The sequence below is a fragment of the Arthrobacter sp. PvP023 genome (assembly GCF_017832975.1).
Taxonomy (GTDB): Bacteria; Actinomycetota; Actinomycetes; order Actinomycetales; family Micrococcaceae; genus Arthrobacter.
In genome coordinates, this window is record NZ_JAFIBI010000001.1 from 491,707 (window position 1) to 515,596 (window position 23,890).

Here is a 23,890-nt window from a genome sequence, read left to right on the forward strand (position 1 = left end):
CTTCCCCGGTCCCGGAGTGCCAGGACCCGCGCTGGTGTGCAACTGCCCGCAATGGCTTCATGCTACCGATTTAGCAGCGGTCACACATCAGCGCGAACGGACACTTGCGGCCGCTGAATCCGAAGATTTCAGGGCCGCAAGTGTCCGTTCGCGCTGTTGAAACGCCTGGCCGGAGGAGCGGTTAGCTCTTGTCCTTCGCGCCCGGGCCCGGGCGGTTGGCTACGAGCGGGTACGGGCCGGTGAAGCCGTCGCGGACCGCGGCGATCTCCAGGACGCGTTCCCGGCAGAGGCGCCAGCCCAGCATCAGCGCGGGGACGACGATGACCAGCGAGGCGATGGTCCAGGTCCCCACGGGCGAGTCGAAGGCCATGAGGACCAGCACTGCCAGCAGGAAGGCCAGCGTGATCCAGCCGGTCACCGGGGCGCCGGGCATACGGAACGCCGGCCGGAGGAGTTCGCCCCGCTTGGCGAGTCGGGCCAGCTGCATCTGGCACATCACAATCACGGCCCAGGTGCTGATGATGCCCAGGGACGCCACGTTCAGGACGATTTCGAAGGCTTCGGCGGGAACGATGGCGTTGAGCACCACACCGAGGACGGCCACGGCTGCGGTCAAGGCAATGCCGCCGTAGGGGACGCCTGCTTTGTTCATGCGGGCGGCGAACTTGGGCGCGGATCCGGCGACCGACATGGAGCGCATGATCCGGCCGGTGGAGTACAGCCCGGCGTTGAGCGAGGACAGCGCCGCGGTCAGGACCACCAGGTTCATGATGGCGTCCACGCCCTCAACCCCGATGGAGCCGAAGAACGTGACGAACGGGCTTTCGCCGGCTTTGTACGCGGTGTACGGCAGGAGGAGGGAAAGCAGCACCAGGGAGCCGACGTAGAACACCGCGATGCGGAAGATTACTGTGTTGATGGCCTTGGGCATGATCTTTTCCGGGTTCTCGGTTTCCCCGGCGGCGGTACCGATCAGTTCGATCGAGGCGTAGGCAAACACCACGCCTTGCATGACGACAATCGCCGGAAGCAGCCCGTTGGGGAACATGCCGCCGTTGTCTGCGATCAGGCTGAAGCCCACTTCCTGGCCGGCCACGGGTGTGCCGAAGATGACGAAGTAGATGCCCACCAGCAGGAAGGTCACCAGCGCCACCACCTTGATGAGCGCGAACCAGAACTCAAGTTCGCCGAAGACCTTGACGGAGATCAGGTTCAGGCCGAGGACCAGGATCAGGGCCGTCAACGCCCAGGTCCACTGGGGAACGTCCGCGATGGGTGCCCAGTATTTCTTGAAGAAGTTCATGTAAAGCGCGACGGCGGTGATGTCCACGATTGCGGTCATCGCCCAGTTCAGCCAGTACAGCCAGCCGGTAACGAAGGCGGCCTTCTCGCCGAAGAATTCGCGGGCGTAGGAGACGAACGAGCCGGATGACGGACGGTGCATCACCAGCTCGCCGAGGGCGCGCAGGATCATGAAGGCAAAGAAGCCGCACACCGCGTAGCTGATGATGAGGGCCGGCCCGGCAGTGGCAAGCCGGCCGCCGGCACCCATGAAGAGCCCGGTGCCGATCGCGCCGCCGATGGCGATCATCTGGACCTGCCGGGGCTTGAGCCCCTTGTGGTAGCCCTCGTCCTCGCGGTGGAGGGAGGCTTCGGAGGCGTGGGCGTGCGCCGGGATGGTGTGGTCGGTGATGACCTGCTTTTGGGCAGTGTCCTGCTGGGGCTGTGTCATGGGGGTCCTTACAAGAGGGGGTGGGCGCTACTTGCTGAGGTTGGCCAGGCGTTGGGGGCTGAGGAGGTCTTCGAGTTGCTCGGCGGTGAGCAGGTTGTGTTCGAGGACGAGTTCGGCGACGCCTTTGCCGGTGGCGAGGGCTTCCTGGGCGATGGCGGTTGCGGTGGTGTAGCCGAGGTGGGGGTTGAGGGCGGTGACGAGGCCGATGGATTGTTCGACGGTGAGGCGGAGGTGGTCGGTGTTGGCGGTGATGCCCCGGATGCAGCGTGCGGTGAGGGTGCGGCAGGCGGCTTCGAGGTGGGAGATGCTCTTGTGGAGGCTGTGGACGATGATGGGTTCGAAGGCGTTGAGCTGGAGTTGTCCGGCTTCGGCGGCCATGGTGATGGTGACGTCGTTGCCGATGACTTCGTAGGCGACCTGGGAGACGACTTCGGGGATGACCGGGTTGATCTTGCCGGGCATGATGGAGGATCCGGATTGGACGGCGGGGAGGTTGATTTCGCCGAGTCCGGCGCGGGGGCCGGAGGAGAGCAGGCGGAGGTCGTTGCAGATTTTGGAGAGTTTCACGGCGACGCGTTTGAGGACGCCGGAGAGGTGGACGAAGGCGCCGACGTCCTGGGTGGCTTCGATGAGGTCTGCGGCGGTGACCAGGGGCAGGCCGGTGATGTCGGCGAGGTGGCGGCAGGCGGCTTCGGCGTAGCCGGCGGGTGCGTTCAGGCCGGTGCCGATGGCGGTGGCGCCGAGGTTGATTTCGTGGATGAGCAGGTCTGCTTCGGCCAGGCGGAGCCGGTCTTCGCCGATGGTGACGGCGTAGGTGCCGAATTCCTGGCCGAGGGTCATGGGGACGGCGTCCTGGAGCTGGGTGCGGCCCATTTTGACGATTGTGCGGAATTCCAGGGCTTTGGCGGCGCAGGCTTCTTCGAGTTCGGCCAGGGCGTTCAGGAGTTCCCGGGCGGCGAAGATGGTGCCGAGTTTCACTGCGGTGGGGTAGACGTCGTTGGTGGACTGGGAGAGGTTGACGTGGTCGTTCGGGTGCAGGCGGGTGTAGTCGCCTTTGGGGTGTCCGAGGATTTCCAGGGCGCGGTTGGCGATGACCTCGTTGGCGTTCATGTTCGAGGAGGTTCCGGCGCCGCCCTGGATGACGTCCACGACGAACTGGTCGTTGAGTTTGCCGTTCATGACGTCGGTGCAGGCGGCTTCGATGGCGTCGGCGCGTTCGGCGTCGAGGAGGCCGAGTTCGTGGTTGGTGCGGGCGGCTGCGAGTTTCACGGCGGCGAGTCCGCGGACCAGGTGCATGTTGGAGGAGAGCGGCTGGCCGGTGATGGGGAAGTTCTCCACGGCCCGGAGCGTGTGCACACCCCAGTACGCGGCGGCGGGAACGTCCCGGTCACCCAGGAGATCATGCTCGGAACGGGAGGCGGCGGCTGATGCGGTTTCGGTCATGGGTATCCTCGGGAGGCGTGGCTGGGGAGATGAGCTGGGGGGGACAGGGCTGCTAGGTTGCCGTGATGAAATCGGTGGCCGTCAGCTGCCCGACGGGGCGGCCGCCGCCCAGGACGGCTCCGCTGGCGATGCCCGCCAGCGGTGAGGTGTCGACGTCGAGCACTTCCAGTCCGCGGACGGTCACCGGCATGCGGGCGCGGTCCCCGCCGTCGGAAATTTTCAGAGCCAGGGCGCGGCCGTCCGGGAGGCCCACGAGCTGGACCCCTTCGAAACCGTCCTTGGCCACCGCTCCGGGGAGCAGGCGCATCAGTTCGGTGACATCGCGGCCTTCGCCCGCCACCATTTCGGGGTGCTGGATCATGGCCCGGCCGACGGCGGCTTCCGGACTTCCGGGATTGGTCACCACTGCGGCGGCGAGGTGGCCGAAGGCGCGGGCCATCCCGCGGAGGGTCAGTGCGAACAGCGGAGTGCCGCAGCCGTCGGTGCTGGTGCGCTCGGGTTCTTCGACGGTGAGTTCCCGGACCGTGGCGGCGACGAGCTGCTGCAGGGGGTGTTCCGGATCCAGGTAGCCGCGGACCGGCCAGCCGTTGATGACGCAGGTTGCGGCCATGGCGGCGTGTTTGCCGGAGCAGTTCTGGGTGAGCCGGGTAGCGGTGCCGCCGTTGCGGAGCCATTCTTCACGTTCGTCCGGGCCGTACGGCAGGTCGGTGCTGTTTTCCAGCGCCTCGGGCGTCAGCCCGTGCATTTCGAGGATGCGGAGGGCGCCGTCACGGTGCACTGCTGCTCCGGAATGGCTGGCTGCGGTGAGGGCCAGGAGGTCGGCGGGAAGGTCGAGGCCGGCACGGACCATCGCCACGGCCTGCAGCGGCTTGAGCGAGGACCGCGGGTAGAAAGGTGCCAGCGGGTCACCCGCCGAGAACAGCGTACGGAGGCCGCCGTCGGCCGATTCATCCGGGGCGGTGGCGATCACCGAGCCGTAGTGGATGCTTTCCACGAGCCCGTCGCGGGTCTGCACGGCCAGGGGAACGTGCTGCGGCAAGGCGGCATTGTCCGGGGTCTGAGCCGGGGCCTGGGCATGGGCGGGCAAGGCAGGGGAGAGCATGGAGTCCTTGGGATCGGTGACGGGCGTCGGGTTGGGAGTTGCGGCTATTGGCTAAGGATGGATTCGAGGGCGGCGCCTACGGCATGCAGGTGTTCCTGCATCGCGGCGCTGGCAGCGACGGCATTGCCGGATTCGATGGCGGCCAGGATCCGCTGGTGTTCCTGGTCGGAGGCGTGCTGCCGGTCGGCCACCATGTTGAGGGTTTCGGATTGGTGCGCCAGGGCGTCGCGGATATCGGAGACCACGTTTTCGAACACCTGGTTGTGGCTGGCCCGGGCAATGGCTGCGTGGAAGCTGGAGTCGAGGGCCACCCAGGCTTCGGGGTCGTCCTCGGCGGCCATGGCGGCCACGATTTCCCGCAGGCCTTCCAGTTCTTCGGCCGTCCGGCGTTCGGCGGCCAGGCCGGCGGCCGGGACTTCGATGTGCGGGCGGGCCTCGGTGAGGTCCAGGGCCGAGTACTGACCTAGGACCAGGTCCTTGGCTACCCGGTTGGCCACCACAAACGTGCCGCGGCCGGTCTTGGTGGTGGTGAGGCCGAGGGCGTTGCAGGAGCGCAGCGCTTCACGGACCACGGAACGGCTCACCCCGTACTGCTGGGAGAGCGTGGCTTCGGAGCTCAGTTTGGCGCCGATCTCGAGCTTGCCGGACTCGATATCGGCGCGGAGGACGTTGAAGACGGCTTCGGCTGCGCTAAGGCGAGCGAGGGGCTGTCCTGCTGTCCGGCTGTCTGACAGGTTCACGCTTAAAATATGGCACGGGTCACACGGGGTGTCAACTGTGAATCGGACCGCCCCGGAACTGTAGATCGTTTATTCGGTACGTTCATTCCGATTCGTTCCTGTACAGGGGCGCCCCCCGCCCCTAGACTTGGATTTAGAAGTGAAACGGTACGTTCGTGCCTATCGGAAGGGTCTTAATGGCCGATATGTTCGCTGACCGGCTTGCGGCCGAAGTCAGGACCAGGCGCGCTGCGTTGCGGCTGACCCAGCACGACCTTGCCCACCTCGCCGGGGTATCCGAGCGCTTCGTCCGCTTCGTGGAACAGGGGAAGCGAAGTGTGCAGCTCGACTCGCTCCTGGCTTTGCTCGAGACTCTTGGCCTGGAGCTTCAGCTGACCACGCGGACACGCCCCGCGGCCCGCGCCATTGACGGAGCCCGCCCATCCGCGGACGGCCCCGCTCCCACCAAGCCGGCGCCCGGGGACCGGTCATGAGGCGCCGGGTCGCCGATGTCTACAAGGCCGGCGTCCTGGCCGCCCGGCTGGAGCGGCACGACGGCGGCACCAGGTTCAGCTACCTGCCGGCGTACCTCGCGGCGGGAGGTCCCGCCGTCGCCAGTTCCCTGCCGCTAAGCACTGAGCCGGTGTTGTCCGCGGCGGGGGCCGCGCCGCCATACTTCACCGGGCTCCTGCCGGAGGGCAGGCGGCTGAATGCGCTGCGGCGATCTGTGAAGACCAGCGTGGACGACGAACTGTCGCTCCTGATTGCCGCCGGGGCCAACCCCGTGGGTGATGTGCAGATCGTGGGCCACGGTGAGCCGCTGGACCCGGACGAACACGCCGTCGAGCTTAACCCAAAGGCGCCGGTCGATTTCGACGCGCTGCTGGGGGACTCCGGGCTGATCGACCCCGTGGCGCTTGCCGGCGTGCAGGACAAGCTGTCCGCGGGGATGATCTCCATGCCCGTGGCCAGTGCCGGCCGGCGCTACATCCTCAAACTCAATGCCCCGGAGTTCCCGCATGTGGTGGAGAACGAGCTGGTGATGTTCCGCTACGCCGCCAAGCTGCGGATTCCGCTGAGCAAGGTACGGCTGATCCGGGACGTCGAGGGTCGGCCGGGGCTCCTGGTGGAGCGGTTCGACCGGATCCCGCTGGCCGGCGGTGCACACGGCGCGGTGCAGCGGCTCGCTGTCGAGGACGGTGCGCAGGTGCTGGGGCTGTATCCCGCGGACAAGTACAACGTGGCGTACGGGCAGGTGTGCCGCGCCCTGGCGGAGTACTGCGCGGCGCCGCTGCCGGCGCTGCGGAACCTGGCCATCCAGGCAGCGTTCGCCTGGCTGAGCGGGAACGGCGATCTCCACGCCAAGAATGTGTCGATGGTGCAGGAGCCGTCGGGGGAGTGGTCCATCGCGCCGGTCTACGACATCCCCTCCACAGTGGTTTACGGGGACAAAACGCTCGCCCTCACGCTGGACGGCAAACGGACCGGGATCTCGCGGAAGCATTTCCTGGGCTGGGCCGGCAGCCTGGGGCTGGCGGAACGCGCCGCCGCGCAGGTGCTGGAGCTGGGATTAAAGGCGTCAGGTCCGCTGGTGGCCGACCTCGAAGCGGGTACGGCTTTTGCCGGAACGAACGACGACGGCGCCTCACCGTTTTCGTCGATGGTCACCAGGGCGTGGCTCAAGGAGCTCAAGCACCGGCGAAGGCTGCTGGAAGCGTAAGGCCTAGAGGTGCTGGATCCCGGCGCGCTGCATCGCGTCCCGGTAGATCTCGACGCTCTTGCTCAGCAGTTCTTCCTGCTTGTTCGCGGAAACGGCGAAGGCCCGGCCGCCCAGGGCGCTGGCCTTGTAGATCTTGATTCCGGAGTTCTTCAGGGACTGGTGGTACGTCTTCTCGAAGAGGGTAAGGAACGTCTGGGCGTCCGTGCCGTGGGCGATGATGGCCGAGACGCGCCTGTTGATCTTCAGGAACTGGCGGAAGGGGCGCAGGCCGTCCGTCTTTTCCTGGACGTTGAGGGCGGAGGGGAGATCGGGGTCCCGCACCCAGGGGTAGGCATTCCAGGGCATGACGTAGCGGGGGTCGAGTTCCACGATCTCGTAGATTGACGTGGCCCGCCGGGCTGCTTCATCGTCATTGAAGTGGGATACGAAGCCCGATTCGGTGCCTTTGCCCGGGCTGACATGGAGACTGACGATCCTGCATTCGTCCTCGTCATGGACGGGGTCAATGTACGGGACTATGGAGCCCGGCTTCTTTTCCATGAGTTCGTCGCAAAGCTGGGTTACAGCAGCGATGTTCGGTTCCTGCAGCAGGGCCTTTTTTTCGTCCCAGTCAATCGTCACGATTTCTCCCTCAGCACACGGCGTCCAGAATCAGGCGTCTGGTCCCACTCTACGCTTTTGGCTGGGGTTGATGTTCTGCGGATTTCAGGAATCGGCAGAGGCGGCAACGCATCCGGGCTCCAAAGCAAGAGGCTCCCGACCTATTTCCTGCCGGACCGTGCGGGCGTACGCTTAAAGCGCCTGCAGGTAACCGTTCAGATAACGCGGGCCGTTCGGGACATGAGAATGTCCGGGCCGTCTCATAGCGAGATCGCGAAGGTACCTGCAGGTCTTTGCTGTTTAAGGGGCCTCCCGGTGGCGCTGCGACTCACTTCCTTTGCGCCTACCTGATGACCCCGGCAGCCTGGCCGAAGGCCTGCTTGGCTTCGGGACTTGTTGCTGCTTGATATGCCTCGACCAGCCTTTTCGTCCTGGCTTGGACGACGGGGTCTGACGCCATCGAGTATGCCTTTCTCGCTGCCGCACCCAGCCTCTCCGCATTCTTCCTAACGAATGCCCAGCATCTTGCCCGCCATACCTTTCTCCGTATCGATCTGTGATCTGCGAGGCGAGATTAGCACTGTGTGACAATGTGCCAATGAACACTGTGCTAGCCGGAGAGCCGGCCCTGCACGTCGACGGCGCTCAGTACCGTCGTCGAAGACTCCGTCCTCGGCTTGGCACACCAGATTCAGGCTCGGCGCGGACCGCAGGATGATTCCACCGAGGCCCTCGAAATACGGGATGGTGGGCAGCAGGCCGTCCACAAGGACTGACAGCGGCCGGTAGAACTAACAAACTTAGGGGAACAGATGAATGCAGGATTCGCAGTCGTCGACGTGGAGACGACCGGGCTCTTTCCTGGCAATCACCGCATTGCCGAGATCGCCGTAGTACACGTCGATCCAGATGGCACCGTCAGCAACCGCTGGGAGACGCTGGTGAATCCACAGCGCGACTTAGGCCCGCAGCACATCCACGGCATTCGTGCTGCCGATATCCTGCATGCTCCCGTTTTCGGGGACATAGCCCACGACGTCATGGAGTTGTTGGCAGGCCGCGTGCTGGTCGCGCACAACGTTCATTTCGACTACCGATTCGTCTCGCACGAGCTAGGGCGCGCCGGCCTCGAGCTGCCGTTCGAAGTCCATGATTGCCTGTGCACCATGAAACTGGCACGCCGCTACCTGCCCGGAGCAGGGCGCTCGCTTAAGGACTGTTGCGACAGCTTTGGGCTCAACCTGGCGAACGCCCACAGTGCTGGTGACGATGCGGAGGCCGCTGCGCATGTGCTGGGCAACTATCTCCGCATGGACTCTGGCAACCCCGAGTGGTTCAGCGCCTTGGACCGGGCCTACTTTGCTTCGTGGCCTGCCGTGGAGCCGAAGCGCCGTCAGCCTGCCCTTCGCCGCCCGGCGCGTGAGCCGCAGACTCACTTCCTTGAGAGGCTGGTGAACCGGCTACCTGAGGTTGCAGGTCCGGATGAGCACAACGCCTATCTAGCAATGCTTGACCGCGCCCTTATGGATCGACAGATTTCCGTATCCGAGGCTGATGGCCTTGTGGCCCTCGCCGAATCCCTGGACATCAGCAGGAGTACAGCTGAACAATTTCACATCAAGTACATGATTTCCATGCTCGCCGCAGCTTGGGACGACGGTGTGGTTACAGCTGAAGAGGAAGCTGACCTCCGAGTTGTTGGGAACCTGCTCGGCATCAGCCAAGAATCAATAACACGCGGGCTCGTGGCTCCAGTTGCGGGACAGAATGAGGAAACTGGTGGGGCAGTCCAGTCGCTGGTGCTCGGGGGCGGCGACAAGATCGTGCTCACTGGTGAGATGTCGCGAGATCGAAACGACATTGAGGCGGACCTCCGCGCGGCAGGGTATGTCCCGCATCCGGCGATCACGAAAGCGGTGAAACTGCTGGTCGCGGCAGATCCCGACAGTTTGTCAGGCAAAGCCAAGAAGGCGCGGAGCTACGGCATACCGGTAGTCGGCGAGCCCTATCTGACTACCCTGCTGCGCGGTTAGGGGATACGCGTGGATGAGTACGCCCTCAGGGCAGACGGCTTCACCGGCTTCCAGACGTTTGCGGAACTCGACGTAGACGACATCCCCCGGGCGCCCGGCATCTACGCGGTACTGAAGCCTCCAGGACACAGGCATGCGTTTCTCGAGGAAAGTGTCGGCGGCTGGTTCAAGCAGAAGAATCCCTCCATTCTTGAAGATGCGCTTGCCACTGAATGGGTGGACGGCGCAGTCGTCCTCTATATCGGCAAGGCTGGCGCGGGGAGCACCGGCAAGCGTGGGCTCCGGAAGCGGATACAGGAGTTCGCCGACTTTGGGCGTGGCAAGCCCGTAGGTCACTGGGGTGGCAGGCTTCTGTGGCAGCTCGCGGAATCGCAATCCCTGGTGATTGCCTGGAAGGTTGTCCCCGCAGAACAGGTGGACGCCATGGAGGCCCGCTATCATGCTAAATTCCGCAGTCTCTACGGCCGGCTTCCGTTCGCCAACCTCGTTCAGGCGCGCTGAGTAACGCGCGCGTCAGCCGGGTAACTCGCCGCTCCCTTACGCAGCAGCCGCAGCCCTTATCCTGACGCGCTTGAGCGCCTTGATCTGGTGCCGGAGTTCACAACGGCGGCGTGAGGCTGCTATTTCGGGAGGCGAATTTCCCGGCAACGGCGGGGCTGTGGACTGGTAGCCGTGCCCGGTGGGCGTTGTCAGTTGGAGCGTGTGCCGGGGTCCAGGCAGGGGACGGGAGCGCCAGTCGGGGGCTTCCTTGATGTGGTTGCAGGCTTCACAGAGCCCCGCCCCGTTGCCTTGAGTGGTGGTTCCGCCGCTGTGCCACGGCAGGACGTGATCCAGATGCCTGATCGGAGCGTCGCAAAATGGCGTGCGGCAGGTGTGGTCGCGGACCTGGATGAAGCGGCGCAGTCCTGACGGAAAGAGGCGTGCCCGGGAGTCCATCGCCACGAGATCACCGCTGCCCGGGGCGGTGTAGAGCCGCCGCAGCCAAACGTTCAGGGAACGTCCGTGGCCCTGGCCTTGGGCAGCGACCTCCCGGGCCCACCCGGCGGGGACCACGCCGTAGCCCGAAAGCCGGGCCGGCTCGCTGTCGCCCTGGAACAGCGTGCGGTCCGTCATGACCAGCTGGATCTCGACCCCGCTGATTCCGCCTGCCGTTCCCGTGACGCGTTCCACCAGCGCATCGGCCATGAGCTGGCCGCGGGAACGGGCGTCTCCGTCGGATCGGAACTTGTCCGCCTGCCTGGTGAGGGCCGCGTGGACGGCCACGCCCTCGGCAACCGGGAGGAATGCCGTCACGTAGCACATGGTGTCCGGCGCGGGACGAAGACCGACATGGCGCTCCGCGGCAGCGTGGCTGGCGCGGTCCGTAACGGACCTCGGATCGCGCCGATAGGCGGCTGACCGCGCCGCTGCGACGACGGCGCGGTCGCCCGCCCCGCTGAACGCCCCGACGTCGGACGCCAACTCCTCGTCGACGGCGCTGCGGTCCGACGAGGACAGGCAGGCCGTCTCACGCACCAGAAGTGTTGCCCGCCATTCATTGAGCTGGCCCGTCTGCAGGCTGGCCAGGGTGTGCGGCATCTCGGTGACCAAAGCCTTCGCCAGTCCCAGGAGCCGGCCGCCTTTGGCCGGTGATTCGCGCCGGGCGAGGGCGATTTGCGCTGCGACGCCGGTGCCGAGCTCTTCGGCGGGGACCCCTGAGCGGGCCTGGTCACGGCGCTGGCTTATGTCAAAAGCAACCGCGATCCGGGCCTGCCGCGCGGCAGCAGCGGACTTCAGGTCCTCCAGCACCCGGAGCTCATCGATCCAACCGGCAGAATCACCGGCAACGGGCGCAACCGAGAGCAAACGGGCCAGCTCCCTGACCACGTCCACCGCTGCCGCCGGGACCACCCCCGGGCCCTTATTGCCGTCCATAAATCAACTTTGTCAGGGACCTACGACAAAAAGGCGGCCCCCGGAAACGAGCCATGCCGGCGGGCCGGATCGATAGGCCGGATGCATAAACAGACCCCCGCCGGAGCGGGGGTCTGTTCGGCGATATGCCCAATCAGTGCTTATCTGTCTAGTGCTGGCCCAGGCCGCCTGCCGCAGGCGGAAGGCCGCCGTCGCGGTTTTCTTCGTCCCTGCGCTCGGCTGCGCTTCTCGTGTCGCTGTCCGCGGTCTCATCCGAGTCGCCTTCGAAATCGACCAGGCCGTTGGTCTGGTCGAACGGCTTGGCGATCCGGTCGTCGCTCAAGGCGGAACCGGAGCCGGATACCGTGCCGGCCGCTTCCGCGGGCTCCACATAGCCGGAAGCGTCGGTCGCCGGAACGGCTGTAACCGGGGTCCCGGAAACGGGAGCCGTGGTGCGGGTGGGCTCCGTGTCCTTGTCCCGCATGCTAGCGGCCACGCCTGCTGCCGCTGCCGCGGCGACTCCCACGCCCGCAGCGACCTTTCCGGAGACGCCGGCCTTGCCGGAATCGCCGCGTGAAGCCGCTGCCGCCTCCACTCCGGGAGTCCCCGGCGCGGCACCTTCGTTGACGGTCCCGCGCCAGGCGCCGCTTGCATAGCCTTCATCCTCGATGAAGTCCTTGAACCTCTTCAGGTCCCCCTCAACCTGGCGGTCGACAACATGGAGCTTGTCCCCAATGGTCTCCACAATGCCTTCCGGCTGGTATTCGAGGGACAGCTGCACCGACGTCTGGCCTCCGCCCACGTCCTCGAAGGTCACGGTCCCCGCGTTGGTCGCGCCTTCCGTCGCGGCCCACGCCACCTTGCGGTCCGGGACCTGCTCCAGGATCTTCGCCTCCCACTTCCGGCGGACGCCTGCGATTTCAGCCACCCATTCAAGGCGGTCGTCGCTGAGCTGCGTCACGCTCTTTACGCCACCCATGAAGTGCGGAAATTCCTCGAACTGGGTCCACTGGTTGTACGCCGTGCTTGCCGGGACGTTGACCAGAATGCGTTTCTCGACCTTCGTGCTCATGGTGTCTCCTTTGACTAGGACGGGTTGAACGTTGCATGGCGAAGTTGATGGTTTCGCCAACTAATCAGCATGCTTACTATAACTTTGATGCCGGCATCCGGCTAGAGTTTCTTTGGCGGCCGCCGCCACTCCACGTGTTCACGAGCCAAGGACCCCCATCATGCAGGTCACCAAACGGGCACTCCGGGAAGCCGGTTTCGCCGGCTTCAGGACCTTCGCTGAAGTCGAGGTCAACCGGATCCCGCAGGCACCCGGGATCTTCGCCGTCCTCCAGCCCGAAGGATTCCAGCCGCACTTCCTGGCCAGGAGCACTGCCGGGGTGTTCAAGAAAAAGGACCCCTCGCTGTCTGCGGAAAAGCTCGCCGCCGAATGGGTGGACGGCGCGGAGGTCCTCTACGTTGGAAAGGCCGGACCGGGGAGCAAGGGCAACCGCGGCCTGCGCCGGCAGATCCAGGAATTCCTGGATTTTGGCAACGGTAAGCCGCCCGGTCACTGGGACGGGCGGCTCATCTGGCAACTCGCAGACGCCAAGTCACTGCTCCTCGCCTGGAAGGAGCTTCCCGCCGGCGGGCTGAATGAGGCTGAGGCCAAGTATCACGCAGACTTTCGCGAGGCGTACGGCCGCCTGCCCTACGCCAACCTGGTGCAGTCCCGCGTCAAGGGCTAGGCATGAGCCGCGTTCGCGCCGTACGTTGCTGACGGCGCAGCCGGAGAACGACGACGGCGGGCGGGGCTTGGGGCCTTAACTGTCCGTTCGCGCTGGTCAGGCTTCGGACGCAACCGTCCCGTCGTCGTACGTCAAACCGTCGTCGTACGTGAACCTGCCGGCAATCAGCGTCGCCGCCACCGGCATCGACGCGAACACCCCGTCCGATACCTCGAGCGGGTCGTCGTTGAGCACGGCGATGTCTGCGGGATCGCCCACGCTGATCCTGCGCAGTCCCCGGGCGGACGCCCCCAGGGCTTCCTCCCGGGTGATTGCCTGCTCCGGGTGCCAGGGGCCGCGTCCGTCCAGGCCGGACCGGGTGGTCGCGGCGGACATCGTAATCCACGGATCCAGGGGCGCCACCGGAGCGTCCGAACCCAGGGCCAGCGTGGCCCCGGCAGCCAGCAGCGACCGCAGCGGGAACGCGCGGTCGGTACGGTCACCCCAGTTGGCGTCGGCGGCGTCGCGGTCATCGAGGGCATGCGCCGGCTGGACGCTCGCCGTCAGGCCCAACCGACCAAAACGGGCGAAATCCTCCTGCCGGACAAACTGGGCATGTTCGATCCGTCCCCGGATGCCCGCGGCCTCGAAGGCGTCCAGCGCCACCTGGTTCGCGGCGTCGCCGATGGCGTGGACTGCGGGGACGAAGCCGGCTTCCCTGGCCCGGACGAGCAGCGCCAGCAGTTCCGGTTCGCTAACGGTGAGCAGGCCCCGCCCGCCGTGCGGATAAGGGTCCACGCAGTAGGCGGTGCGCGTGTTGAGCGAGCCGTCGATCAGCACCTTGAGCGGCCCCACCCGGAGCAGGCCGTTCCCACCGGGGATGTCCTGCCCTGTCCGCATGGCCCCGCGCCGCGCAAGGTCCAGATGCTCCGGATAGACGCCAGCCTCCACTCGCAGGGAACCGAACCCGCCGCTGACCCGCCGCAGCCACACATCGCGGTTCCAGGTCATCTCGAAGTCCACCATCCCCACCACCCCGCGGGCGGCGGCCTTCCGCGCCGCCTCATCGACCCAGGCGTCCACCACTGCGTCAGGCAGCCTGCCGAGCTCGCGGGTCAGGGCAAACGCCGCATCCTCCCGCAGCAGGCCGCCGACATCCACCTCCACCCCGTAGCGTTTGGCTGCGGCGCTGTTCAGCCAGACGCAGTGCAGGTCGTGGCTGATGAGCGCCGCAGGGCGGCCCTGTGTCGCAGCGTCGAGCATGGCCAGGCTGGGAACGTCCGCCCAGACGGCGTCACGGAAGCCTACGCCCACCAGCGTCGGGCCGCTGCCGCCGTCGTTCTCGCCGTGCACCGCAACGCTGAGACGACCGTCGGCGAGACGGGACCGAACGACGTCGACGGCGTCAGTTGCCGACGCGGCGTGCGACAGGTCGATGCGGTTGGCGGCCATGGCCCACTGGGTCATGTGCACATGCTCATCCCACAGGCCCGGGATGGCGTACCGGCCGCCGAAGTCAACGGTGCGGCCACCGCTCCGGTGCCCATCCGCCGCCGTTATCCGGGTGACCACACCCCCGGCAATGTGGATGTCCACACAGTCCCTACCACGGGGCTGCCGGACGGAGGCAAGGACGAGATCGGGTGCAGCGGGTTCAGGCATACGGACAGGCTACTAAGAGTTCCCCTCCGCGCGGGTCCTGATCCCGTGGAGCATGCGCCGGGACATGACGAAGCTGGCAACCTCCACCACCTCCACCATGCACCGGGCCCACCACTGCCGGTAGGCGTACCGTTCCCGCACCACCAAACGCGTGGTGCCGGCGGGCTGCGGCTGCAGGACAAACGCCCAGGTGAAGTCGAACGGCCCGGGCGGGGATCCGGGAGGAACGCGGAGTACCAGCGCGTTGCCCTGGTCCACCAACCCGATCTCCAGGTCCGCGGAAGCAGCCGGGGCCAGGTGAAAGCGGTCGCCTGCCTTGATGTCCTGCCACTCCGGGTGGATGCGGTCGGCGCTGTGGATGTCCAATCCGGCCAGGTTTTCCAGGAAGTCGTAGCTGTAGAGTCCACCGCGTCCCTGCCCCATCTGCGCCAGCCAAGGCCACACCTCATTCGCCGGAGCCTGGATGGTGATGGCCCGCGTGGACTGCAGGTCCGCAGTGGACAGGAGGTCGTCGCCCGGCAGCCCGCCGTCGGCTTCGGCGTCCGTGGCGCCCCAGCGCAACTGAAAGCGCCGGAACAGGAAGGCGGATGCCACGAGCCAGGCGAACACTGCGGGCTTGGAAAAATGTTTCACGGTCCATGGCTTCGTCATCGGGCAATTCTCCAGACCGCCGATTCCCCTGTCACGGGCCATAAGCCCCGGGCGGCGCTGTGGTTCGCCCATGCAGGCCTCCGCATTGGGGTCTTTCGTCCCTTACCGTTGCTGCGCGGCGCCGCCATCCTTGATGTGGGGCATCTCACGCCTGCGTTACTCACGCACGCACCTTGGGGAGGGGAAATGCTTCGCCGATCAACACCAGGTCTCGCTACAACATTGGGGAAGGGCTGGCGCAGTGCGCCTCCCGGACATAGCAGGAGACCCGGCTTCATGAATCAGCACGCCCGAACTGTCCTGGGTACTCGACCCTCCGTCCTCTCCCGTCATGGAGCCCAATCCACTACGCACTACGAGCACTCTGACCACCGGCTTAAAGTGGTGGTCCGCATTGAAGCGGACCTGGAGGCTGCCAGTATGGAAGTCCGTGGCGTCGTGACGGGGGCCAACCTTCGCGCCCTGTACGTGGTCGCGCGGCGCACCACTTCACTGCTGCACGGCAAAGAACTCACCATCGATCTGTCCCGCGCCCGGGTCACCGACACGGTCCTTGAACAACTCCGCGAATGCGCCCGCCTGTCCCGGCTGGCATCCGGAGTGGACCGTTCGGTGGTCGCGTGCCACGTGAAGATCGTGGACCCCGGTTTTATCCACAGAGTCAAGGAGGTCGCATGAAAGCGCTCGTCTACGGCGGTCCCGGCGAAAAATCATGGACCGACGTCCCGGATCCCGCCATCCAGAACCCCAGCGACGTAATCGTCAAGGTGGACACCACCACCATCTGTGGAACGGACCTGCACATCCTCAAGGGGGATGTGCCTGCAGTTCAGAAAGGCCGGATCCTGGGACACGAAGGCGTGGGAACCATCACCGAGGTGGGCTCCTCGGTCACCAGCCTAAAAGTGGGGGACCGGGTCATCATCTCCTGCATCAAGTCCTGCGGCCACTGCGCCAACTGCAAGACCGGCCTTTACTCGCACTGCATGGGCGAGGAAGGGGCAGCAGGCATCGGTTGGGTCTTCGGACACCTGATCGACGGTACGCAGGCTGAATACGTGCGCGTCCCGTACGCGGAGAACTCGCTGCACCTTCTCCCCGAAGGGGTCAGCGACGACCAGGCCGTGATGCTCTCCGACATCCTGCCCACCGGCTTTGAAATCGGTGTGCAGTACGGGCGGGTCAAACCGGGGGACACCGTGGCGGTTGTAGGCGCGGGGCCGGTCGGGTTGGCAGCAATCGCCACCGCCGGGCTGTACGGCGCGGCAACCATCATCGCTATAGACCTTGACGCGAACCGGCTGGAAAAGTCCCGCGAATTCGGCGCCACCGACGTGGTGCTCTCCGGCGACGCCGACTGGAAGGAACAGGTGCTGGCGCTCACGGACGGACAGGGCGTTGATGTGGCCATTGAAGCGGTGGGCATCCCGGCGACCTTCACCATGTGTGCGGACATCGTCCGCCCCGGCGGCAACGTGGCCAACGTTGGCGTGCATGGCAAGTCCGTCGAACTCCATGTGGAAAACCTCTGGATCCAGAACATCAACATCAGCATGGGCCTGGTCAATGCCAACACCACGCCGATGCTCCTCAAGCTGGTGGCCCAGAAGAAGGTTCCGGCCGAGAAATTCGCCACCCACCACTTCACGTTCGACCAGTTCATGGACGCCTATGACACATTCGCCCGCGCCGCCGAAACCAAGGCCCTCAAAGTCGTGATCACGGCGTGAAAGCGTCCCGCCCGCTCAAAAGAGCGGGCGGATAAAGCCCCGGGGGGCCAAGCAAGAGGCAAGAAAGGACTGGCCATGAAACCAGGCCGGATAGTCATGCTGGTGCTCGGCACCCTCGCCGCACTGATGGGGCTTGGGCTGCTGACAGCTGCCGGCGCCGTCGGATGGGTCAACTTCCAGCAGCGTGACAATGGATTTTTGACCACACCCACAGAGCGCTACGACGTGGCCACGCGTGCCATCACCTCGCCCGGCCTGAACGTCCTGGTGGACGAGGAACTGCCGGACGTCCTGCCGGTGGACAGTGCGGGCCGGTTGCTGTTGCGCGGGGCGTCGGCGTCCGGCCAACAGATCTTTATCGGCATCGGACCCCAGGAGGACGTGGCCCGGTACCTGGACAACGTCCGGCATTCCGAAATCACCGAGTTGAAGTCCTACCCGTTCCGCGTCCAGTACCGTGAGGTCCCCGGCGACGCCGTACCCGCTGCCCCGGGCGCCCAGTCATTCTGGTCCACGTCCGCCCAGGGAACCGGAACCCAACAGATTGAGTGGGACCTGCGCAGCGGCCGCTGGGCAGTGGTGGTTATGAACGCCGACGGCGCCGCTCCGGTTTCCGTGGACCTGCAGGCGGGCGTCCGGTCCGATCTGTTGTGGCCGGTCTTCATCGGGCTCCTGATCGGCGGCATCGTCCTGCTGGCGGTGGGTGTGCCGCTGATTGTTGCCGGCGCCGCAGGGCTCGGCAGGCACGGCCCGCCGCCGCATTACCCGGCGGCCGCGCCCCCGGGCCCCGGGCCCGTGCCAGTAGGCCCGGACGCCCATGCCCCGTACGCCACGGCCGCAGCAGCGATACCGCCCGGAGGCGGCCGTACGCCGCTGCCCACTGACCCGCAGCCCTCGGACACCTCCCGCTATCCCGTGCGGCTGAATGGCTACCTTGACCCCGGGCTTTCCCGCGGCATGTGGCTGATCAAGTGGTTCCTGGCCATTCCGCACTACATCGTGCTGTTCTTCCTGTGGTTCGCCTTCTTCGTGACCACCATCGTGTCCGGCTTTGCCATCCTGTTCACCGGCCGCTACCCGCGCTCGCTGTTCAACTTTAACGTGGGCGTCCTGCGGTGGAACTGGCGGGTGGCCTTCTACGCCTACGCTGCGATCGGGACGGACCGTTATCCGCCCTTCACGCTGGCGCGGACCGACTACCCGGCAGATTTTGACGTCGAGTACCCCGAGCACCTCTCCCGCGGCCTGGTGCTGGTCAAGTGGTGGCTGTTGGCCCTTCCCCAACTCCTGATCGTCGCCGCCTTCTCAGGCGCGGCAAGCACCTGGGGCGACCGGCGTACATGGGTGGATGGCAGATGGGTGGACGGCACCTGGGTTGATGGAACCTGGGTGGGATACCAGGGCGGCGGCGGGGTCTCGCTGATCGGCCTGCTGGTGATTGTGGCCGGGTTCAGCCTGCTGTTTACGGGGCGCTTCGGCCGGAGGCTTTTTGACCTGCTGATCGGCCTGAACCGTTGGACCCACCGCGTTATTGCCTACGTGGCGCTGATGCGGGACGAGTATCCGCCCTTCCGCCTCGACATGGGGCCGACGGATCCGGCCGACGCTCCGCCGGCAGGCTATCTGCCGCCGCCGGTCCCTGCCTCGCAATCCACCGTGCCCCCCGGCTCTCCTCCGCCCCCGGCCACGGAACCGCCTCCGCCTCCGGGGCCCCCGCGTGCGGAGCCTCCGAGTGGGTGACCCTGCTATGCCGCAGGAAAACGCTCCCGTGCCCGGCGGTCTCCTGCAGGGCCGGACCGCCCTGGTCTACGGCGCCGGCGGTCCCGTCGGAGGCGCCGTAGCCCGGGCGTTCGCGGCGGAAGGTGCGGAGGTCTTCCTGGCCGGGCGCACGGAGTCCCGTCCCGTCATCGCAGCTACCCGGACCCACTTCCTCACCACCCGCGCCGCGGCGCGGCACATGATCAGGCAGGGATCCGGTGTGGTTCTGATGTTCGGCGGCTCGGGTCCGCAGACCCTGCGCGGGCTGGGCGGGTTCAAGATTGCGCTGGATGCCATGGAAGGGCAGCGCCGGCAGTGGGCGCTGGAACTGGGCAAGAGCGGCATCCGCGTGGTCACGATGGTGACGGGCGGGATAGTGGAAACACTTCCCTGGCAGACCGAGGGCCGCGAAGAGATCGTGGAGGAAATCACCAGGAGCGCGCACCTGAACCGGACAGCAACGCTGGAGGACGTGGGCAACGTGGCGGTGTTCATCGCCTCGGACCGGGCCGGCGCCATCACCGACGCCACAGTGAATATTTCCTGCGGCGCGATTGTGGACTACTGAGCCCTCGCCCCGCCGTCCCGGTCACGTTCCGACAGGAGCTGCCGCAGTTCATGGAGGATTTCCAACTGCTGGTTGTTGATGGCCGTGAGCTTCTGGATTTCGTCTTCCGCCTGCAAATCGGTGTCGTAATCGTGCTGGGCCATGGCGGCCGCGATCGCATCCTGCCGCTTGGCGGCAATGAGCAGGATGGCACCTTGCAGGCCGGCCAGCATGGACAGGAACAAGTTCAGCAGGATGTAGGGGTAGGGATCCCAGGCTCTGTCCGCAAGGGCCAACGAATTTACGAGTGCCCACACCACCATGGACAAGATGAAGAGTCCCACGAACGGCCAGCTGCCCATGCCGTTGCGCAGGACGTCGGCGGCGCGCTGTCCCCTGCTCAGCCCCGCCTTGTGCTCGGCGTGCCACGTGTTCTTGTGCTCGGTCATGTGCCCAGCGTAGGCGCTGGAGCACGCGCGGCCGGGACTCCTAGGCCACCAGGTTGTCCGCGGCGGTGTCCATGTGTTCGCGGATGGTCTTGCGGGCCAGGGAGGCGTCCCCGGTTTCGATGGCGGCCACGATGTCGTGATGGCGGTCCACACTCATGTTCGAGACACCCTTTTCCAGCCCGGCAAACATTATGGACATCCGGATGGAACCTTCCAGCGACTCCCAGGAGTGGAGCAGCGTCTCGTTGCCGGTCAGGCGGCACAGGGTGCGGTGGAACTCGAGGTCTGACTCGATCCGCTCTTCCAGGGTGCCCTTGGTGGCGGCTTCCATGGCGCCGATGGCCTCGCGTAGCGACCCGATCACATGCTGGCGGTCCGGCAGCTCACACAGCGTGCGGGCAGCCAGCGATTCCAGCGCCGCCCGCACGGAATAGATGTCCCGGATTTCCTTGGCATCGAGGTGCCGGACGGAGAGGCGGCCCCGCGGGCCCGCTGACAGCAGGCCCTCCTGCTCAAGCTGCCGCAACGCCTCCCGCAGGGTCCCCCGGCTGATCTGGAGCATGTCCGAGAGTTCGGTTTCCACCAAGTGCCGGCCGGGTTCCAGCTCACCGCTGGTGATGGCGGTGCGCAGCGCGGAGAGGGCCTGCTCGCGGAGGCTTTTCTTCTGCAGTCCCAGCAGGGGTGCTGTTGCTCCGGCCATTGTGGCACTTCCTCAATGTCAGGGGTCGACTGTTTACAGTCGGTTGGTTAACTGTTGATGTTACGGCAGAAGCGCGGAGCGGTGTTGTAACCGGGTCCGCGCTTCCGCCGGTCGTTCTGGCTAGCCCAGCTCCGCGAGCACTTTCGCCACGATCCGCTGGACCGAGAGGCCGTAGCGCTCGTGCAGGGTGGGCAAAGCGCCGGCATCGAGGAACTCGTCCGGCAGTGCCACGGGCACCACCCGCTTGCCCAGTCCCGCGGTGACGACGGCGGACGCGACTGTTTCGAACAGCCCGCCGATCACGCTGTGGTTTTCCAGCGTCACTGCGAGACGGTCGGTGTTGATCTCGGCGAGGACGGTCGCGGCGTCGAACGGTTTGATGGTGGGGGTATGGACGACGGCGACGTCCACGTTGTGTTCGGCCAGCGCCTTGGCTGCCTGCAGCGCCCGCATGGTCATGAGCCCGCTGGAGATGAAGACGACGTCGTTCCCGCCGCGCAGGACCTTTGCCTTGCCGAGCTCGAAGGTGTAGCCGTATTCGTCCAGCACGGTGGGCACGTTTCCGCGGAGCAGCCGCAGGTACGTGGGCCCCTCGCTGGCCGCGAGCTGGGGCACGGCCTGTTCGATGTCGATCGAGTCGCAGGGGTCCACGATGGTCAGGTTGGGCATGCCGCGGAAGATCGCCATGTCCTCGGTGGCCTGGTGGCTGGGGCCGTAGCCGGTGGTCAGGCCCGGCAGGCCGCCCACGATGTTCACGTTCAGGTTCGGTTCGGCGCTGTCCAGGCAGAGAAAATCGTAGGCCCGGCGGGCGGCGAAGACGGAGTAGGTGGACGCGAAAGGCACCAGTCCGGTTTCGGCCAGTCCCGCGGCCGCCCCGAAGAGCAGCTGCTCGGCCATGCCCATCTGGAAGAACCGTTCCGGGAAGGCTTGCGCGAAGATGTGCATGTCCGTGTATTTGCCCAGGTCCGCGGTGAGGCCGACGATCTTGTCGTTCTCCTGCGCAGCCTTCACCAGTGCGTGTCCGAATGGCGCGGAGGCCGTTTTCTGGCCGGGATCGGCGAAGGACGCGATCATGGCCGATGTCTTCAGCTTGGGGGCGGTGCCCTTTACAGCGGCTGCTGTGCTCATCGTCCGGTGGTCCCTTCAAATCCTGCGGTCAGTTGTTCGCGGCATTGCTGCCATTCGTGTTCTTCGATGCGCATGAAGTGCGCCTTTTCGCGCTCCTCCAGCAGTGGTACTCCGCGTCCCACCTTCGTGTCGCACAGGATCACGGAAGGACGTCCGACGGCGGCCGCCTGGGCGGCTGCGTTGTCGAATGCCGCCAGCAGCGCGCCGACGTCGTTCCCGTCCACCCGCTGGGTGTACCAACCGAAGGATTCCCACTTCTCCGTGACGGGCTCGGTGCGCAGCACGGTGTCCGTCTTTCCGTCCGCCTGCAGGGCGTTGATGTCCACCATGGCGGTCAGGTTGCCCAGCTGGTGGTGGTGCGCGCCCATGGCGGCCTCCCAGGTGGAGCCCTCGTCCAGTTCGCCGTCGGAGAGGAAGTTGTAGACCCTCGCCCCGGAGCCCTGGTACCGGAGGCCCAGTGCCATGCCCACCGCGATGGTGAGGCCGTGGCCCAGCGAGCCGCCGGAGATCTCCATTCCGGGGGTGTAGGTGGACATCCCGGACATCGGCAACCGGGAATCGTCCGAGCCGTACGTCTCAAGTTCTTCGACCGGAACGATGCCTGCCTCGGCCAGTGCGGCGTAGTGTCCGATCGCGTAGTGCCCGGTGGAGAGCAGGAAGCGGTCCCGCGCCTCCCATTCCGGATCCTCGGGCCGGAAGCGGAGCTGGTCGGCGTAGACGGCGGCCAACATGTCCGCCGCGCCGAGCGCCTGGCCCACGTAGCCCTGGCCTTGCACCTCGCCCATGTTCAGGGCGTGGTGGCGGATGCGGTAGGCGGCGGCGCTGACGCCGGCGACGCGTTCGGTCGTGGGAGCCATGGTTTCCTGGGTGGCAGTCATGTGGGCTTCTTCTGTGGCGGTGGTCATCAGGCGTTTACTGTCTGCGGGGTGCTTTTGGTGGCCTCATCGGCCAGCTGGCGTTCGCGCTTGCCCCAGGTTTCCCGGGTGACGATGGCGGCCCAGAGTCCGATGGCTGCGTAGAAGCTGAAGAGGAGGGCGGGGCCCATCCAGCCCAGGCTGACGAAGAGGAGCGTGGTGACGAACGGGGTGAAACCGGAGACCATGGCGGAGATCTGGTAGGCCAGTGAGGCTCCGGAGGAGCGGGTCTTTGCCTGGAACAGTTCGGGGAACCACGGGCCCTGGGCCCCGGCCAGGGAGTTCTGGCAGACAGCGTAGGAGATGACGATGGTGGCGATGATGAAGATGAACATTCCGGTGTTGACCAGCAGGAACATGGGGATGCCGAACAGGAGCGCGAAGGCTGTGGACCAGATGTACAGCGGCCGGCGGCCGATCCTGTCGGTGAGCCTTGCCCAGGCCATGGTGGCGAAGATGCCGATTGCGGAGGCGATGCAGAGGGCGACGAGCGTCTGGGTCTTATCAGCCAGATGCTGGGTGTGCAGGTAGGAAATCATGTAGGTGATCGATACGGCGTAGCCCGCGGTCTCGGCAATGCGGAGGCCGATGCCCCGGACGATGCTGCGCCAGTCCGTCTTGATGACCTCGATGATCGGGGACTTGACGATGGAACCGCTCTCCTTGACCTCGTCGAAGACCGGCGATTCCGGCACCTTGGAGCGGATAATCAGTCCGACGGCGACGAGCACGATGCTGGCCAGGAATGGAACGCGCCAGGCGAGTTCGCCGCCCAGGTTCACGCTGACCAGGAAGACGAGGTTGGCCAGGAGGAGGCCGACCGGGAAGCCGGCCTGCACAATGCCGGTGTACTTCCCCTTGGACTTCCAGGGCGCGTGCTCGTAACTCATCAGGATGGCGCCGCCCCATTCAGCGCCGAAGGCGAGGCCCTGGACGACGCGGACGAACACCAGCAGCGCCGGCGCCAGCAGGCCGACCTGTTCGTAGGTGGGCAGGAGGCCGATGAGGAACGTAGCCACACCCATGAGGATCAGGGAGGCCACCAGGACGGGCTTGCGGCCTACCTTGTCGCCGAGGTGTCCGCCGATGATGCCGCCGATGGGGCGGGCAGCGAAGCCGACGCCGAGCGTGGCGAAAGCGGCCAGGGTGCCGGTGACCGGGTCGCCGGTGGGGAAGAACGCCGTTCCGAAGTACAGGGCGGCGGCAGTGCCGAAGCCGATGAAGTCATAAGTCTCGATGACGGCGCCGACACCGGACCCGATGGCGACGCGCTTAGCGTCCTTTGTGCCGTGCACGTGGCCGCGCATTTTCAGAGCCTCATTGCTCATTGCTGAATCCCTTTCGAAGAGCGGGCAACGCTTCCGCACCGCCGCTGTCGACTGTTAACAAAT

The 23,890-nt window shown here is 66.0% G+C and carries 23 protein-coding genes; 9 read left to right on the forward strand and 14 right to left on the reverse strand.

Annotated features, from left to right (window positions below; all coding sequences use genetic code 11):
- Positions 1-181: 181 nt before the first annotated feature.
- Genes JOE31_RS02345 through JOE31_RS02360 form a run of 4 tightly spaced genes read right to left on the reverse strand, consistent with a single transcriptional unit; the run spans position 182 to position 5,017 of the window.
- On the reverse strand, positions 182-1,732 hold the full coding sequence (locus tag JOE31_RS02345; protein ID WP_209741958.1) for an amino acid permease: 1,551 nt from the start codon (positions 1,730-1,732) through the stop codon (positions 182-184).
- Between the two features lie 27 nt (positions 1,733-1,759).
- A complete protein-coding gene (locus JOE31_RS02350) occupies positions 1,760-3,175 on the reverse strand; it encodes an aspartate ammonia-lyase (protein ID WP_209741959.1) in 1,416 nt (471 codons plus the stop codon).
- Between the two features lie 52 nt (positions 3,176-3,227).
- The gene (locus JOE31_RS02355) at positions 3,228-4,277 is read right to left on the reverse strand and encodes an asparaginase (protein WP_209741960.1); all 1,050 of its coding nucleotides are present in this window, start codon (positions 4,275-4,277) and stop codon (positions 3,228-3,230) included.
- Between the two features lie 44 nt (positions 4,278-4,321).
- Positions 4,322-5,017 carry a FadR/GntR family transcriptional regulator gene (locus JOE31_RS02360; protein WP_209741961.1) on the reverse strand — a complete coding sequence of 232 codons (696 nt, stop codon included), beginning with the start codon at positions 5,015-5,017 and terminating at the stop codon, positions 4,322-4,324.
- Positions 5,018-5,193: 176 nt separating this feature from the next.
- Between JOE31_RS02360 and JOE31_RS02365 the strand changes: the two genes are divergently transcribed.
- Together JOE31_RS02365 and JOE31_RS02370 are read left to right on the forward strand one after the other, a co-directional pair.
- Positions 5,194-5,490, forward strand: a complete 297-nt coding sequence (locus JOE31_RS02365) for a type II toxin-antitoxin system Y4mF family antitoxin (RefSeq protein ID WP_209741962.1) — start codon at positions 5,194-5,196, stop codon at positions 5,488-5,490.
- The gene (locus JOE31_RS02370) at positions 5,487-6,716 is read left to right on the forward strand and encodes a type II toxin-antitoxin system HipA family toxin (RefSeq protein WP_209741963.1); all 1,230 of its coding nucleotides are present in this window, start codon (positions 5,487-5,489) and stop codon (positions 6,714-6,716) included. Before JOE31_RS02365 ends, JOE31_RS02370 begins: the two co-directional genes overlap by 4 nt.
- 3 nt (positions 6,717-6,719) lie before the next feature.
- Here JOE31_RS02370 and JOE31_RS02375 read toward each other — a convergent pair whose 3' ends face one another.
- A complete protein-coding gene (locus tag JOE31_RS02375) occupies positions 6,720-7,337 on the reverse strand; it encodes a uracil-DNA glycosylase (protein ID WP_011693794.1) in 618 nt (205 codons plus the stop codon).
- A 791-nt stretch (positions 7,338-8,128) separates the two neighbouring features.
- On the opposite strand from JOE31_RS02375, the gene JOE31_RS02380 reads away from it, so the two are divergent.
- Positions 8,129-9,349 carry an exonuclease domain-containing protein gene (locus JOE31_RS02380; protein WP_209741964.1) on the forward strand — a complete coding sequence of 407 codons (1,221 nt, stop codon included), beginning with the start codon at positions 8,129-8,131 and terminating at the stop codon, positions 9,347-9,349.
- A 3-nt stretch (positions 9,350-9,352) separates the two neighbouring features.
- Positions 9,353-9,850: a hypothetical protein gene (locus JOE31_RS02385; RefSeq protein ID WP_374100876.1), complete on the forward strand. Its 498-nt coding sequence runs from the start codon at positions 9,353-9,355 to the stop codon at positions 9,848-9,850.
- A gap of 36 nt (positions 9,851-9,886) precedes the next feature.
- Here JOE31_RS02385 and JOE31_RS02390 read toward each other — a convergent pair whose 3' ends face one another.
- Positions 9,887-11,263, reverse strand: coding sequence for an HNH endonuclease signature motif containing protein (locus JOE31_RS02390; protein ID WP_209741966.1), 1,377 nt, complete (start codon positions 11,261-11,263; stop codon positions 9,887-9,889).
- A 148-nt stretch (positions 11,264-11,411) separates the two neighbouring features.
- On the reverse strand, positions 11,412-12,314 hold the full coding sequence (locus JOE31_RS02395) for an SRPBCC family protein (RefSeq protein WP_209741967.1): 903 nt from the start codon (positions 12,312-12,314) through the stop codon (positions 11,412-11,414).
- A 160-nt stretch (positions 12,315-12,474) separates the two neighbouring features.
- Between JOE31_RS02395 and JOE31_RS02400 the strand changes: the two genes are divergently transcribed.
- Positions 12,475-12,981, forward strand: a complete 507-nt coding sequence (locus JOE31_RS02400; protein WP_209741968.1) for a hypothetical protein — start codon at positions 12,475-12,477, stop codon at positions 12,979-12,981.
- 96 nt (positions 12,982-13,077) lie between these two features.
- On the opposite strand, the gene JOE31_RS02405 is transcribed toward JOE31_RS02400, so the two are convergent.
- Positions 13,078-14,622, reverse strand: a complete 1,545-nt coding sequence (locus tag JOE31_RS02405) for an amidohydrolase (RefSeq protein ID WP_209741969.1) — start codon at positions 14,620-14,622, stop codon at positions 13,078-13,080.
- A gap of 12 nt (positions 14,623-14,634) precedes the next feature.
- Positions 14,635-15,273 carry an SRPBCC family protein gene (locus tag JOE31_RS02410; RefSeq protein WP_209741970.1) on the reverse strand — a complete coding sequence of 213 codons (639 nt, stop codon included), beginning with the start codon at positions 15,271-15,273 and terminating at the stop codon, positions 14,635-14,637.
- A 276-nt stretch (positions 15,274-15,549) separates the two neighbouring features.
- Between JOE31_RS02410 and JOE31_RS02415 the strand changes: the two genes are divergently transcribed.
- The 4 genes from JOE31_RS02415 to JOE31_RS02430 all read left to right on the forward strand — a co-directional run bounded on the left by JOE31_RS02415 (position 15,550) and on the right by JOE31_RS02430 (position 19,329).
- A complete protein-coding gene (locus JOE31_RS02415; protein WP_209741971.1) occupies positions 15,550-15,951 on the forward strand; it encodes a hypothetical protein in 402 nt (133 codons plus the stop codon).
- Positions 15,948-17,003, forward strand: a complete 1,056-nt coding sequence (locus tag JOE31_RS02420; RefSeq protein ID WP_209741972.1) for a zinc-dependent alcohol dehydrogenase family protein — start codon at positions 15,948-15,950, stop codon at positions 17,001-17,003. The genes JOE31_RS02415 and JOE31_RS02420 overlap by 4 nt, the downstream gene beginning before the upstream one ends.
- Positions 17,004-17,078: 75 nt before the next feature.
- Positions 17,079-18,743 carry a DUF4389 domain-containing protein gene (locus JOE31_RS02425; RefSeq protein ID WP_209741973.1) on the forward strand — a complete coding sequence of 555 codons (1,665 nt, stop codon included), beginning with the start codon at positions 17,079-17,081 and terminating at the stop codon, positions 18,741-18,743.
- On the forward strand, positions 18,736-19,329 hold the full coding sequence (locus JOE31_RS02430; RefSeq protein ID WP_307864357.1) for an SDR family oxidoreductase: 594 nt from the start codon (positions 18,736-18,738) through the stop codon (positions 19,327-19,329). The genes JOE31_RS02425 and JOE31_RS02430 overlap by 8 nt, the downstream gene beginning before the upstream one ends.
- Here JOE31_RS02430 and JOE31_RS02435 read toward each other — a convergent pair.
- The 5 genes from JOE31_RS02435 to JOE31_RS02455 form a co-directional block, all read right to left on the reverse strand.
- Positions 19,323-19,757 carry a DUF1003 domain-containing protein gene (locus JOE31_RS02435; protein ID WP_209741974.1) on the reverse strand — a complete coding sequence of 145 codons (435 nt, stop codon included), beginning with the start codon at positions 19,755-19,757 and terminating at the stop codon, positions 19,323-19,325. The two genes, JOE31_RS02430 and JOE31_RS02435, sit on opposite strands and share 7 nt — an antisense overlap.
- A gap of 40 nt (positions 19,758-19,797) precedes the next feature.
- Positions 19,798-20,457, reverse strand: coding sequence for a GntR family transcriptional regulator (locus tag JOE31_RS02440; protein WP_209741975.1), 660 nt, complete (start codon positions 20,455-20,457; stop codon positions 19,798-19,800).
- Positions 20,458-20,577: 120 nt separating this feature from the next.
- Complete coding sequence (locus JOE31_RS02445; protein WP_209741976.1) at positions 20,578-21,585, reverse strand: transketolase family protein; 1,008 nt, start codon at positions 21,583-21,585, stop codon at positions 20,578-20,580.
- Positions 21,582-22,490 (reverse strand): transketolase, encoded by a 909-nt coding sequence (locus JOE31_RS02450; protein WP_209741977.1) that lies wholly within the window; start codon positions 22,488-22,490, stop codon positions 21,582-21,584. The genes JOE31_RS02445 and JOE31_RS02450 overlap by 4 nt, the downstream gene beginning before the upstream one ends.
- Positions 22,490-23,827, reverse strand: coding sequence for an MFS transporter (locus JOE31_RS02455; RefSeq protein ID WP_209741978.1), 1,338 nt, complete (start codon positions 23,825-23,827; stop codon positions 22,490-22,492). Before JOE31_RS02455 ends, JOE31_RS02450 begins: the two co-directional genes overlap by 1 nt.
- Positions 23,828-23,890: the final 63 nt, after the last annotated feature.